Source organism: Rhizobium sp. P43, assembly GCF_056730705.1.
Window position 1 is genome coordinate 384785 of sequence record NZ_CM161539.1, and the last position, 12757, is coordinate 397541.

Here is a 12757-nt window from a genome sequence, read left to right on the forward strand (position 1 = left end):
ACGGAGAGAGGGCCCGGGAGATGAGACATATCCCGGCAATGGCAATCAGCGAATTAAAGTCCGTGCGCGGAACAAAGTTCCGTATGAGATCAGGCTGAAGTCTCCGAGCTTTTGGGCCCGTAGAAGTTCATGAACATGCGCAGGCCGGAATCCACCACGCGTTCGATTTCCGTGTCATCCGGGCGGACGGGGATGTCGTTGAACAACCGCTTTTTGAAATAGCCTGCGACCGACAGGTCGATGAACTGGCGGGCGGCCAGATCGCTGTCTTCGACCGAGAGTTCGCCCTTGTCATTTGCTGCAGCGATGTAGTCCTGCAGCAGCACCTTGATGTTGGTGGGGGACGAGGCGAAGAAGCGCTGACAGAGTGTCGGCATGCGATCGAGAACACCGAGCAGGATGCGCATCGTCGGAATCATCTCGGTGTCGAGAATGAAATGCGCATAGGCGAGCGCATAGCGCCTGAGGCCTTCATCGACTGTCTTGCTCTCGGCGAGAACCTGCTGGATCGCCGCGTCGAATTCGCTCTTTTCACGCTCGATCAGAGCACCGAAGAGATCTTCCTTGCTCTGGAAATAAACGTAAATCGTGCCCTTGGAGACGCCGGCTTCACGGGTGACGTCGTTCATGCTCGCCGCGTCGTAGCCAAGCCTCATAAAGATCCGCTTGGCTCCGTCGAGGATCTGCCCGCGCTTTACCGGATCCGCGCCCGCAGCAAACCGGCCCACCCCGGCGACGGGGTAGGATGGCGGCGTCATGGCAATTTCCTGCTGCTGTTTCGACATTTCCTGACCGAAAAAATTAACTCACTTGGACGGCTTCGCTCCTGAAGCCTGTTTCTGCCCCTTGATATGCCGGAAAAAAGGCTCTATGTCAATCGAACCGAACGGTTCAGTTCGAATAAGTTCAACCAATCCCCGGTCCGTGCCATGTCAGCGACGCAAAGATCCACCGCCCTTCGTTCCACTTCCACTCCAGTCGACCGGAATGAGGCCGCGCCCGCCATTGACACGGATGCAGGGGAGCCCCATTCGGCGCCAGAGGGTGCCGTTTCCAAGCCCAAGCGCCGCAGCCCCCTGCTGCCGGCGATCCTTGCGGTGCTGCTCGCGGGCGGCGCCTGGTACGGTTACCAGTGGTGGACCGATGGCCGTTTCATGGTGTCGACGGAAGATGCCTATATCGAAGGTGATATCGCGATCATCTCGCCCAAGGTTTCCGGTTATGTCGCCAAGGTCAACGTGACCGACAACCAGGTCGTCCATGCGGGTGATCCGCTGGTCACCCTGGATGGTGGAGATTACCAGATCGCCTATGACCAGGCCGTTGCCGGCAAGCAGAGCTCGGAACTGGCGGTCAACCGCATCGATGCCCAGATCGTCGGTGGTCAGGCCAGTGTGGCCCAGGCCAAGGCGCAGCTTGGTTCGCTGGAAGCGGCCGTTCGTGGTGCCGAGATTACGGCAAATCGTGCCGGCGAGCTTGCCGCCAAGAGTGTCGGTACAGCTGCCGATCTCGACAACGCCAAGGTGGCGCTTGATCAGGCCCGCGCCAATCTCGTGGCCGGCCAGGCTGCGGTCGATTCCGCCGAGGCCAATCTTTCCATCCTGAAAGCGCAGCGCGAAGAGGCCGTGAATGCCGTGAAGGTTCAGGATCAGGTCGTGGCCAAGGCCACGCGGGACCTGGATTTCACCGTGCTCAAGGCCCCCTATGATGGTGTGATCGGCAATCTCTCGGTGCAATCGGGTGACCTGGTTTCGGCCGGCAAGCGGCTGGCCGCTCTGGTGCCGACCAGTGAGCTTTATATCGAGGCGAATTTCAAGGAAACGCAGATCGCCCATCTGGTGCCTGGCTCCAAGGTTTCGATCCACGTGGATGCCTATGGCGACGATCCGCTCGAAGGCACGGTGACGTCGATCGCTCCGGCTTCCGGCGCCATCTTCTCGATGCTGCCGGCGGAAAACGCCACCGGCAACTTCACCAAGGTCGTTCAGCGCGTGCCCGTCAGGATCGCGCTGCCCAAGGAAGCGCTCGCCGGTGGCCATCTGCGCGCCGGCCTCAGCGTCATCGTCGACGTCGACACCCGCACGGCCCCCGAAGGCCAGGCGCTTGCCGCGAAGTAATCTAGAGCATTTCCGGTGAAAACGGGATCACCTGAAATGCTCTATCTATTTGTTTTTACGCAGTCCGGACGCAAAACCGCTGACGCACTTTTGCTGGACCTGCTCTAACCGGCTGACGCTATCGAAAGGGCCGTGTCATGGCCGCAATCACCTCAACAGCCATTGCGCCCTCGGCACCTGCCGAGGAGCGCATGGACCCCCGACGCGTCTTCGCCTTCCTGGCGATGGTGTTCGGGATGTTCATGTCGATCCTCGACATCCAGATCGTCTCGGCGTCGCTCGCCGAGATCCAGGCGGGCCTGGGGGCCGGCTCCGACGAAATCGCCTGGGTGCAGACATCCTATCTGATCGCCGAGGTGATCATGATCCCGCTGTCGGGCGTTTTGGCGCGCATCGTGTCGACACGGGTGCTCTTCACCTTCTGTGCCGCCGGCTTCACGCTCGCAAGCGCGCTCTGTGCCACGGCCACGAACATCGAGCAGATGATCGTCTACCGCGCCATTCAGGGCTTCATCGGCGGCGGTATGATCCCCTCGGTGTTTGCTGCGGCCTTCACCATTTTCCCGCCCTCGAAACGCAATATCGTCTCGCCCATGGTCGGCCTTGTTGCGACGCTTGCGCCGACCATCGGTCCGACGATCGGCGGCTATCTCAGCCACGCCATGTCCTGGCACTGGCTGTTCCTGATCAATGTCGTGCCCGGTATTCTGGTGGCTGCTGCGGCCTGGAGCCTGATCGATTTCGACAAGCCGGATCTGAAGCTTCTCAAGAAGTTCGACTGGTGGGGGCTTGCCTCCATGGCGGTCTTCCTCGGCACGATGGAGTTCGTGCTCGAAGAGGGCAACAACAAGGACTGGTTCAACGACCATCATATCGTCATGGGCACGGTTGCCATGGTCATCGGCGGTGCGATCTTCTTCTGGCGGGTCTTCAAGGTCGAGCTCCCCGTCGTCGATCTCCGGGCCTTCTCCAATGCCAACTTCGCCTTCGGCTCGCTCTTCTCCTTCGTCATGGGTGTCGGCCTCTATGGTCTTACCTATCTTTACCCGCTCTATCTCGGGCGTATCAGAGGCTACGACTCGCTGATGATCGGCGAGACCATGTTCGTCTCCGGTGCGGCGATGTTCTTCACCGCGCCCGTGGCTGGCGCTCTGTCGAACAAGCTCGATCCCCGCGTGATGATGATGATTGGTTTCTCCGGCTTTGCGCTCGGGACCTACCTGATGACGGGGATCACGGCGGACTGGGATTTCTACGAGCTGCTCGTGCCGCAGATCCTGCGTGGCTGTTCGCTGATGCTTTGCATGGTGCCGATCAACAACCTGGCGCTCGGTACGCTGCCGCCGGATCGCATCAAGAATGCGTCTGGCCTGTTCAATCTGACCCGCAACCTCGGTGGTGCTGTTGGCCTTGCGATCATCAACACGATGCTGACGCAGCGTTCGGACGACCACTATGCGCGGCTTTCCGTGCAGCTTTCATGGGGCAATCAGGCGGCACTCGACTGGCTCGCCAGCGTCGGCGCCAACTATGACAGCTATGGACTCGACGGTACGGCGGTTGCGGTGAAGAAGCTTTCGGGTGTCGTCACCCAGCAGGCCTGGCTTCTCTCCTTCATGGACGTCTTCATGGGGCTGACGGTGCTGTTTGCAATTCTCGTCTTCATGGTTCTGCTTCTGAAGAAACCCCAGGGCGCTGCGCCAGCCGGCGCCGGCCACTGACGCATGGTCCGGGGCCTCCATGCTCGCATAAGCTTGCGGGTTCAGGCTCTGTCCTGATCTCCAGGGCTTGAGGCCGCCTCACATGATGAGGCGGTCTTCTTTTTTTCGAGAAAAAGAGGTACGTACATCAGATTTCTGATTTACGTACCTCAGACTCTGGTGTAGGAGAGGCGCCGGAGGAGAGAATGAAGCCGACCGTCCACGACATTGCGAGCCGTGCAGGCGTCAGCCTTGCCACCGTCGACCGGGTCTTGAACCGGCGGCCGGGGGTCAGCGCGCGCACCCGCGAAAAGGTCGATCAGGCTGTCAGCGAGCTCGGTTTCGTCCGCGATGTGGCCGCTGCAAACCTTGCCAAGGGGCGCGTCTATCCGCTGACCTTCATCATTCCCTCGAACGACAATTCCTTCATGCGGGGCCTTCGGCTCGCCCTCGAAGAGGCCCGTGCGCGGGCAAGTGTCGAGCGCATCGCGATCCGGCTGGTGGATGTTCCTGCTTTCGATGCAGCAGCGCTTGCCGCGGCGTTGAAAGATGCGGCGGCGGAAGATCCGGCCGGTATCGCCTTCGTGGCTGTTGATGCCCCTGACGTGACCGAGGTTGCGGCGGAGATTTCTGAGGGCGGCATCCCGCTCGTGACGCTGGTGTCCGATCTCTCCGGAGCGGCTCGCGACCACTATGCCGGGATCGACAATGCGGCGGCAGGGCGGACGGCTGCCAGCCTGCTTGGACGTTTCGCCGGAGGGCGTGCCGGCAAGGTGGCCGTGCTTGCCGGCTCAATGCTGGTGCGTGACCACCGCGAACGCTGCGATGCCTTTGCCTCTGCAATCGCCAAGGAATTCTCGTCGCTTGCCCTGCTGCCCGTACTCGAGGGGAGGGACGATCCTGATGTCGTCGAGCGGCTGGTCGCAGACTTGTTCGCCGGTCGGGACGACATCGTGGCGCTTTACAGTCTCGGGGCGGGTAACCGCGGACTAGTGCGGGCGCTGCGGCGTCTGCCTGCTGGCCGCCGTCCCGTTGTCGTCGCGCACGAGTTGACGGAGACCACGCGCGAGGCCCTGACGTCCGGGCTGATCGACGCGGTGCTCAACCAGGATGCCGGCCACGAAGTGCGCAGTGCCATCCGCGTGCTGAAAGCCAAGGCCGATGGGCTGCCGGTCGTTCAAGACCAGGAGCGCATTCGGATCGACATATTCTTGAAGGACAATCTGCCCTGAGGGGCAGAGGAATGGAGGACACCCATGTATCTCGGATTGGATCTCGGCACGTCGAGCGTCAAGGCGATGCTGATCGACGGCGACCAGAAGGTGGTCGGCGTCGGCCATGCCGGTCTCACGGTGCAGCGGCCGCATCCCGGCTGGTCGGAGCAGGCACCCGGCGACTGGCTGAGAGCGACGGAAGAGGCGGTTGCGGCACTGAAGGCCTCGCATCCGAAGGAACTCGCCGCCGTCAAGGGCATCGGTCTTTCCGGCCATATGCATGGTGCAACGCTCATCGACGCCAAGGATCGGGTGCTGCGCCCCTGCATCCTCTGGAACGATACGCGTTCCCATGCAGAAGCAGCAAGTCTCGATGCCGATCCGCGCTTCCGGGCGCTGACCGGCAACATCGTCTTCCCGGGTTTCACCGCGCCGAAGCTCGCCTGGGTGAAGAACCACGAGCCGGATACATTCGCGAAGGTCGCCAAGGTGCTCCTGCCCAAGGATTTCCTGCGGCTCTGGCTGACGGGCGAATACCTCTCCGACATGTCGGATTCGGCTGGCACCAGCTGGCTCGATACCGGCAAGCGCGCCTGGTCGAGTGAATTGCTGGAGGCCACCGGTCTGACCGTCGAGCAGATGCCGGGCCTCGTCGAAGGCACGGATCGTGCGGGTATGCTGCGCGCCGAGCTTGCGGAAAAATGGGGTCTCGGTTCCGATGTGGTCGTGGCCGGTGGGGCAGGGGACAATGCAGCCTCTGCCTGCGGCATGGGCACGGTGGCCGAAGGCCAGGCCTTTGTCTCGCTCGGTACGTCGGGCGTGCTGTTTGCCGCCAACGCCTCCTACCTGCCGAAGCCGGAAAGCGCCGTGCATGCCTTCTGCCATGCGCTGCCCAAGACCTGGCACCAGATGGGTGTCATTCTGTCGGCAACCGACGCGCTCAACTGGCATTCGACGGTCACCGGCAAATCGGCCGGCGAACTGACCGGCGAATTGGGTGATGTTCTGAAGGCGCCGACCGGAGTCACCTTCCTGCCCTATCTCTCGGGTGAGCGGACACCGCATAATGATGCGAAGATCCGGGGTGCCTTTATCGGGCTTGGTCACGAAAGCGATCGCGCCGTGCTCACCCAGGCGGTGCTGGAAGGCGTCACCTTTGCCATCCGTGACAGTCTCGAAGCGCTGAAGTCTGCGGGGACCAAGATCTCCCGGGTGACGGCCATCGGCGGCGGCTCGCGCTCGCGCTACTGGCTGTCCTCGATCGCCACCGCGCTCGACATGCCGGTCGATATTCCCGCCGATGGCGATTTCGGCGCGGCCTTCGGGGCGGCACGACTGGGCCTGATCGCGGCAACCGGGGCAGATCCGCTCTCGGTCTGCACGGCGCCGCAGACGGCGGAGACGGTGGAACCGGTGAAGGCGCTCAGCTCTGCTTACGAGGCAGCCTATGGTCGCTACCGGGCGCTTTATCCGGCGATCCGAGGGATTTGAAAGATTTGCCCCTCACCCTGACCCTCTCCCCGCAGGCGGGGAGAGGGGACGGTAACGGTGGCGGCGCATGTCCTTCTCCCCGTTCACGGGGAGAAGGTGCCGGCAGGCGGATGAGGGGCTGCGAAGCCATCACCCCACCCCGGACCTGACGGTCCGACCCTCCCCCTCAAGGGGAGGGTGGTCACAACACACCAAGGAGAACCACCCATGAGCACAGGCTTTTTCGGCAATATCCAGAAGATCAAATATGAAGGCCCTGACAGCACCAATCCGCTGGCCTTCCGTCACTACAATCCGGACGAAGTCATTCTCGGCAAGCGCATGGAAGACCATCTGCGCTTTGCGATTGCCTATTGGCACACCTTCGTCTGGCCGGGCACCGATCCGTTCGGCGGCAATACCTTCGAGCGTCCCTGGTTCAAGGACACGATGGACGCGGCGAAGCTGAAGGCCGATGTCGCTTTCGAATTCTTCCAGCTGCTTGGAACGCCCTATTACTGCTTCCACGACGCGGACGTTCGTCCCGAGGGCAACAGCTTCGCGGAGAACACCAATAACCTCAACGAGATCGTCGACTACTTCGCCAAGAAGCAGGCCGAGACCGGCGTCAAGCTTCTCTGGGGCACGGCGAACATGTTCTCGCATCGTCGCTACATGTCGGGCGCTGCCACCAATCCCGATCCGGATGTTTTCGCCTTCGCCGCTGCGACCGTGAAGACCTGCATGGACGCGACGAAGCGTCTGGGCGGCGAGAACTATGTCCTCTGGGGCGGTCGTGAAGGTTACGAGACGCTGCTCAATACCGACCTGAAGAAGGAACTGGACCAGCTCGGCCGCTTCCTCAACCTCGTCGTTGAGTACAAGCACAAGATCGGCTTCAAGGGCGCTATCCTGATCGAGCCGAAGCCGCAGGAGCCGTCGAAGCACCAGTACGACTACGACGTCGCGACCGTCTATGGCTTCCTCAAGGCCTATGGCCTGGAGAAGGAAGTGAAGGTCAATATCGAGCAGGGCCATGCGATCCTCGCCGGCCACTCCTTCGAGCACGAGCTGGCGCTCGCAAATGCTCTGGGGATTTTCGGCTCGATCGACATGAACCGCAACGACTATCAGTCCGGCTGGGATACCGACCAGTTCCCGAACAATGTGCCGGAAATGGCGCTCGCCTATTACCAGGTTCTCTCCGGCGGCGGCTTCACCACCGGTGGCACGAACTTCGACGCCAAGCTGCGCCGCCAGTCTCTCGACGCTGAGGATCTTCTGATCGGCCATATCGGCGGCATGGACTGCTGCGCCCGTGGTCTGAAGGCCGCCGCGAAGATGATCGAGGACAAGGCCCTGTCTGGCCCGCTCAGCGCGCGTTATGCCGGCTGGGACAAGCCGGAAAACCAGAAGATGCTGCGCGGCGAAGAAAGCCTCGATGCGATTGCCGCACGCGTCGAAGCCCAGAACGTCAACCCGAAGCCGGTCTCCGGCAAGCAGGAACTCTTGGAGAACGTGGTCAACCGCTACGTTTGATTTTGACACTCTGAATGTCTTTCGAGGCCGGGGTGCGCAAGCGTCCCGGCCCTTCGCATTCCTGAACGGCCGTCATCCTCGGGCGAAGTCCCGAGGATCTGCCGAGGTTGGTCGCGGTGGGGACGGTTGAGGAGGGCGCACGTCTCCGCGCACCGTAAGGGCCTAATGCACGGCAGACGGCAGTAGATCCTCGGGACTGCGCCCGAGGAAGACGGCGGCAAAGGCGTCGCTTGGCGGCCCTCACCCGATCGCGGTGATCTCCAGCTCCTGATCGCCCACCGTCACGACATCCCCCACGGCTTTGCCCATCAACCGGCTTGCGACCGGTGAGACGAAGGAAATCGAACCCGTCTTCGGGTCGGCCTCATCCTCGCCGACGATGCGGTAGGTCTGCACGCGACCATCGTCGCGCTCGAAGGTGACCGTACTACCAAAGGCGACCACGGCATTGCTCTCCGGGGGCGGGATGACTTGAGCGGTGCGGATGCGCTCCGTCAGGTATTTGAGATCGCGATAGGGTACCGCCGACTGGCGGCGGCGTTCGTTGATGTCCTCGATCGCCTGCGCAGCGAGATAGGCAGTGCGTGCCTCTTCCGCCTGGGCTTCGAGACGCTTCAAGCCTTCCGCCGTCACGAGGTTCGGATGGGGCGATATCGGTCTGTCCGGCAGATGGGTTTCTGCTGCGGTTTCCGAACTCTCTTCCTTGGTGAAGGCGACACTCATGGGGGTATTCCGATTTGTAGGGCAGGGTGTAGCGGTGACCTGCTAATATAGGGGGAATTCGGTCGACGGCCCAGATCGGATATGGGTCCATCGGGGTCTTGTTACAGCTTGGGCAGGGCTACCGTTTCGCCGGTCCCGTGACCGAGCCGCGCACGATGAGGTCCGGCATCAGCAGGATTTCCTGGCGCTCCGTCGGGCGGTCGGAGAGGGATTTGATCAAGAGCGACATGGCCTGGCGGCCTATGGCGGTGCGGGGCTGGCGGATGGTGGTCAGTGCCGGGTTCACGTAAGTTGCCTGGGGCACGTCGTCGAAGCCGATGACGGAGAAGTCGTGCGGCAGGTCGTAGCCACGGGCGTTGAGGCCGTTGATCACGCCGACGGCGGTGGCGTCGTTGACGCACATGAAGGCGGTGGGCAGCGTGTCGCGCATGAAGAGTTGCTCGACGGCGAGGCGGCCGCTTTCGATGGTGCCTTCGCCTTCCAGCACGAAACGCTGTTGCGGCGGAATGCGGGCGGCGTCGAGCGCGATGTCAAAACCTTGGCGGCGGCGCTGGTGGCCGAGCCTTGTCTTGCTGTCGCCGATGAAGGCGATGGAACGGTGACCGGCGGCGAGAAGATGTTCGGCGGCCTTGCGGGCGCCGGCGACATCATCGACGCCGACATAGGAGATCTTCGAGCCGAAGACCGGTTCGAAGACGGCCACCGAAGGCGGCAGGCGCTGGCCGACGACCTGATGGCCGAAGGGCTCGTGGCCAGTGAACAGCACGAGGCCGGTGGCCTGGCCGGAGCTTAAGAATTTCAGATATTCCAGGCCGCGTTCCGGGTCGTTCTGGGTATGGCCGATGAGCACGCCAAAGCCATGCGCACGAGCCTCGTTTTCCAGCCCGATCAGGGTCGAGGAAAAGTTCGGATCGCCGATATCTGGAGCCAGGATCAGGATCATGTTCGACCGGCCCATGCGCAGCGAACGCGCCATGGCATTGGTCGTGTAGCCGGTGATGGCAATCGCCTGATTGACGCGCTGGCGGGTTGATTTCGCCACCTTGTCGGGGGTGTGGATCGCGCGGCTCACCGTCGCGATCGACACTTCCGCGATGCGCGCCACGTCCTCAATCGTCGCTGGTGCTTGTTGCGGCACGCGGCTTCATCCCCTATCCGTCTGGAATCGTTGGAGACCTTACATTCACTGCTGCGACTGCGAAAGCCGATAGGGAACAAATTGTCAGCCTGATGTGATGATGTAAACCTTTACATCGGTTATGTAAAGGTTTACACAAGATGGCAGAGCGGGGAGGAACCGCCGGGAGGATTGCATGACATCGGTTGGGGGCGAGGCGCGGGCACCCGTGCTCGTGGCGGAGCGTATTTCGAAATCATTTGGCGACGTGCAGGTGCTTTTCAGCGTCGATTTCGACGTGATGCCGGGCGAGGTTCACGCGCTGATGGGCGAGAACGGCGCGGGTAAGTCGACGCTCGTCAAGATCCTCTCGGGCTTCGAGCAGGCGACTGCCGGGCGCATCCTGCTCGATGGCGAAGCGGTGACGCTGCCGGCCAATGGTGCTGCCGAAGCGCTGGGCATCGTGCTCATCCACCAGGAATTCAATCTTGCCGATCATCTGACCGTCACCGAGAGCCTGTTTCTCGGCCGCGAAGTGACGCGTTTCGGCATGCTCGACCGCAAGATGATGCGCGCCGAGGCGCGGCGCGTGCTCGATCAGCTGGGTTCCAGGATCGACGAGGATGCGCTGATCAGTTCGCTCGCCGTTGCCGACAAGCAGATGGTAGAAATAGCCAAGGCAATCAGCCGGAAGGCGCGCATCGTCTTCATGGACGAGCCGACGGCTGTCCTGTCGCGCGACGAAACCGAAGTGTTGTTCGATCAGGTGCGCAAGCTGCGCGCCCGGGGCACGAGTTTCGTCTTCGTCAGCCATAAGCTCGATGAGGTGATGGAACTGACCGATCGCGTCACGGTGCTGCGCGATGGGCAATGGGTGAAGACGGCGCCGACGTCTGCGCTCGACGGCGAGGCGATTGCCCAGTTGATGGTCGGTCGCGAATTGTCGAGCCTCTATCCCAACAAGCACGAGCCCGATGTCGACGAGCAGATCGTGCTGTCGGTCAGGGATCTTTCGACCGGTTTCGTCAAGAATGCCAGCTTCGATCTGAAGCGCGGCGAAGTGCTCGGCTTTTCCGGCCTGATCGGTTCGGGACGGACAGAGTTGATGGAGGCGGTGGCGGGGCTTCGCCCGCGTCTGTCCGGCGATGTCTGGCTGAAGGGCGCCCTGCTTCAGCAGCAGGATTTTCGCGAGGCGAACCGGCGCGGGCTCGCCTATATGACCAAGGATCGCAAGGGCAAGGGGTTGTTGCTCGGCGAGGGCATGACGGCGAACCTGACGCTGCAGTCAATGGACAATCATGTGCGTCACGGTTACCTCGACCCCGGCAGCGAGGCCAAGGCCATGGCGCGTGCCAAGCGGCGTTTCGACATCCGTGTGCGCGACGAGAAGGTGCGGGTCGGGCGCATGTCCGGTGGCAACCAGCAGAAGCTCCTGCTCGCCAAGATCATGGAAGTCGAGCCTGACGTGATCATCATCGACGAGCCGACGCGCGGCATTGATGTCGGCACCAAGCAGCAGATCTATCACTTCATTGCCGCGCTCGCCCGCGAGGGCCGCTCGATCATCGTCATTTCCTCTGAGATGCCCGAGGTGATCGGGCTTTGCACGCGGGTTGCGGTGATGCGCGAGGGCAGAATGGTCGGTCTGCTCGAAGGCGACGACATCAACGAACAGACGATCATGCGCTACGCCGCCGGATTGAGGCGGCAGATGGCGAGCTGATGCAGTGCAAAGCCTGGCGGCAAGACCGGGCTTGAAAACGAAGACTTTGGGGTGCGCGACCTTCAACAGCAGGTGCGCGGGAGGAGACGGGAAGACCATGACTGCCGAAATTGACAAAGCTGCCCCTGTCCATGGCCGCCGCACCTGGCGCGATATCGACCTGCGGGCGGTCGCACCCTTTGCCGCGCTGCTGATCCTGCTGATCGTCGGCGCCCTGGTGAACCCGAATTTCATCGGCCTCACCAATCTCGCCAATGTCGCGACGCGTTCCGCCTTCATCGCGATCATCGCCGTTGGGGCAACCTTCGTCATTTCGTCTGGAGACCTTGATCTCTCTGTTGGTTCGATGGTGGCCTTTGTCGCGAGCCTGATGATCCTGTTCATGAATTCCGGCGCGATTGCCGATCCTGGCCTGATGATTGCAGCGGCCATGGCACTTGCGATCATCATTGGTTCGCTCTGCGGGTTGTTGAACGGGCTGATCACCACGGTCGGCAAGATCGAACCCTTCATCGCCACGCTTGGCACCATGGGCATTTATCGCGGCCTGACCACCTGGCTCTCCCAGGGCGGCGCGATCACGCTGCGCGATCCGGTGCAGCAGGAGGTTTATCGGCCGGTTTATTTCGGCTCGATCCTCGGTGTGCCCGTGCCGATTGTCGTCATTCTGGTGGTGACCGCGATTGCCGCCGTCATCCTCTATCGCACGCGCTATGGCCGCCATGTCGTGGCCGTCGGTTCGAACCGCGATGTCGCCCGCTATTCCGGTATTGCCGTCGACCGGGTGCGCACCATTGCCTTCGTTATCCAGGGGCTTTGCGTCGCAATCGCCGTGCTCCTCTACGTGCCGCGTCTCGGTTCGACCTCGGCGACCACGGGCATTCTCTGGGAGCTGCAGGCGATCACCGCCGTCGTCATCGGTGGCACGGCGCTCAAGGGCGGGGCGGGCCGTGTCTGGGGCACGATCTGCGGCGCCTTCATCCTCGAACTCGTCGGCAACATCATGCTGCTGTCGAACTTCATCTCCGAATATCTGATCGGCGCCATCCAGGGCACGATCATCATCATCGCGATGCTCGTCCAGCGGTCGCTGGCGCGCAAGGCGTAGGGAAGCGGTCGGGCGCAGGAGGGTCGCCCGGTCCGTTCTTCAGTCG

10 protein-coding genes are annotated in these 12757 nt (G+C 62.2%); 7 read left to right on the forward strand and 3 right to left on the reverse strand.

Annotated elements, in window-relative coordinates:
- Positions 1 to 89: 89 nt before the first annotated feature.
- The gene (locus AC1PUL_RS01820) at positions 90 to 758 is read right to left on the reverse strand and encodes a TetR/AcrR family transcriptional regulator (protein ID WP_480466345.1); all 669 of its coding nucleotides are present in this window, start codon (positions 756 to 758) and stop codon (positions 90 to 92) included.
- Between the two features lie 171 nt (positions 759 to 929).
- Here AC1PUL_RS01820 and AC1PUL_RS01825 point away from each other — a divergent pair, with 171 nt between their 5' ends.
- The 5 genes from AC1PUL_RS01825 to xylA all read left to right on the forward strand — a co-directional run bounded on the left by AC1PUL_RS01825 (position 930) and on the right by xylA (position 8040).
- Complete coding sequence (locus tag AC1PUL_RS01825) at positions 930 to 2117, forward strand: HlyD family secretion protein (protein ID WP_480466346.1); 1188 nt, start codon at positions 930 to 932, stop codon at positions 2115 to 2117.
- A gap of 137 nt (positions 2118 to 2254) precedes the next feature.
- Complete coding sequence (locus AC1PUL_RS01830) at positions 2255 to 3838, forward strand: DHA2 family efflux MFS transporter permease subunit (protein ID WP_480466347.1); 1584 nt, start codon at positions 2255 to 2257, stop codon at positions 3836 to 3838.
- A 185-nt stretch (positions 3839 to 4023) separates the two neighbouring features.
- Positions 4024 to 5049, forward strand: a complete 1026-nt coding sequence (locus AC1PUL_RS01835; RefSeq protein WP_480466348.1) for a LacI family DNA-binding transcriptional regulator — start codon at positions 4024 to 4026, stop codon at positions 5047 to 5049.
- 24 nt (positions 5050 to 5073) lie between these two features.
- On the forward strand, positions 5074 to 6522 hold the full coding sequence (gene xylB, locus AC1PUL_RS01840; protein ID WP_480466349.1) for a xylulokinase: 1449 nt from the start codon (positions 5074 to 5076) through the stop codon (positions 6520 to 6522).
- A 207-nt stretch (positions 6523 to 6729) separates the two neighbouring features.
- Positions 6730 to 8040 carry a xylose isomerase gene (gene xylA / locus AC1PUL_RS01845; protein WP_480466350.1) on the forward strand — a complete coding sequence of 437 codons (1311 nt, stop codon included), beginning with the start codon at positions 6730 to 6732 and terminating at the stop codon, positions 8038 to 8040.
- A 240-nt stretch (positions 8041 to 8280) separates the two neighbouring features.
- Here xylA and greA read toward each other — a convergent pair whose 3' ends face one another.
- Together greA and AC1PUL_RS01855 are read right to left on the reverse strand one after the other, a co-directional pair.
- Positions 8281 to 8763, reverse strand: a complete 483-nt coding sequence (gene greA, locus AC1PUL_RS01850; RefSeq protein ID WP_480466351.1) for a transcription elongation factor GreA — start codon at positions 8761 to 8763, stop codon at positions 8281 to 8283.
- A gap of 118 nt (positions 8764 to 8881) precedes the next feature.
- The gene (locus AC1PUL_RS01855; RefSeq protein WP_480466352.1) at positions 8882 to 9901 is read right to left on the reverse strand and encodes a LacI family DNA-binding transcriptional regulator; all 1020 of its coding nucleotides are present in this window, start codon (positions 9899 to 9901) and stop codon (positions 8882 to 8884) included.
- Between the two features lie 175 nt (positions 9902 to 10076).
- Here AC1PUL_RS01855 and AC1PUL_RS01860 point away from each other — a divergent pair, with 175 nt between their 5' ends.
- The gene (locus tag AC1PUL_RS01860) at positions 10077 to 11603 is read left to right on the forward strand and encodes a sugar ABC transporter ATP-binding protein (RefSeq protein WP_480466353.1); all 1527 of its coding nucleotides are present in this window, start codon (positions 10077 to 10079) and stop codon (positions 11601 to 11603) included.
- 97 nt (positions 11604 to 11700) lie between these two features.
- Positions 11701 to 12711 carry an ABC transporter permease gene (locus tag AC1PUL_RS01865; RefSeq protein WP_480466354.1) on the forward strand — a complete coding sequence of 337 codons (1011 nt, stop codon included), beginning with the start codon at positions 11701 to 11703 and terminating at the stop codon, positions 12709 to 12711.
- The last annotated feature ends 46 nt before the right edge of the window (positions 12712 to 12757 follow it).

Bases quoted from the DNA above. Each gene is read 5' to 3' on its own strand.
- AC1PUL_RS01860 (WP_480466353.1), top strand. From the start codon at position 10,077: ATGACATCGGTTGGGGGCGAGGCGCGGGCACCCGTGCTCGTGGCGGAG.
- AC1PUL_RS01865 (WP_480466354.1), top strand. From the start codon at position 11,701: ATGACTGCCGAAATTGACAAAGCTGCCCCTGTCCATGGCCGCCGCACC.
- greA (WP_480466351.1), bottom strand. From the start codon at position 8,763: ATGAGTGTCGCCTTCACCAAGGAAGAGAGTTCGGAAACCGCAGCAGAA.
- AC1PUL_RS01830 (WP_480466347.1), top strand. From the start codon at position 2,255: ATGGCCGCAATCACCTCAACAGCCATTGCGCCCTCGGCACCTGCCGAG.
- xylB (WP_480466349.1), top strand. From the start codon at position 5,074: ATGTATCTCGGATTGGATCTCGGCACGTCGAGCGTCAAGGCGATGCTG.
- xylA (WP_480466350.1), top strand. From the start codon at position 6,730: ATGAGCACAGGCTTTTTCGGCAATATCCAGAAGATCAAATATGAAGGC.
- AC1PUL_RS01820 (WP_480466345.1), bottom strand. From the start codon at position 758: ATGACGCCGCCATCCTACCCCGTCGCCGGGGTGGGCCGGTTTGCTGCG.
- AC1PUL_RS01835 (WP_480466348.1), top strand. From the start codon at position 4,024: ATGAAGCCGACCGTCCACGACATTGCGAGCCGTGCAGGCGTCAGCCTT.
- AC1PUL_RS01825 (WP_480466346.1), top strand. From the start codon at position 930: ATGTCAGCGACGCAAAGATCCACCGCCCTTCGTTCCACTTCCACTCCA.